Annotated in this window: 1 protein-coding gene; it reads left to right on the top strand. The window is 59.9% G+C overall.

Annotated elements, in window-relative coordinates; genetic code table 11:
• Positions 1-242: extracellular solute-binding protein (locus NLU14_RS22750; RefSeq protein ID WP_275710882.1), on the top strand; the 242-nt coding region annotated here is incomplete at both ends.

The raw sequence follows: 242 nt of genomic DNA, 5'->3' as shown, positions 1-242 counted from the left end.
GACCAATATCAGACTAAGCTGCTGACCGCGCTGCAAAGCGGCAAGGACCTGCCGGATATCTTCGACCTGGAGCGCGGCTACATCGGCAAGTTTATCGACTCCAAGTTCCTGGCCGACCTGTCCGCGATGGGCGGCGAAGACCTCGTCAAGGACTACGTGCCTTACGTGCAAGGACTCGGGCGTTCCTCCGACGGCAAGCTGAAGGCGATCTCCGATCATTCCTCTCCGGGCGGCTTCTGGTA

Origin of the sequence: Marinobacter iranensis (genome assembly GCF_029207565.1) — a bacterium.
In the GTDB taxonomy this organism is placed as follows: Bacteria; Pseudomonadota; Gammaproteobacteria; order Pseudomonadales; family Oleiphilaceae; genus Marinobacter; species Marinobacter iranensis.
This window is presented reverse-complemented; position numbering and strand designations above follow the sequence as displayed.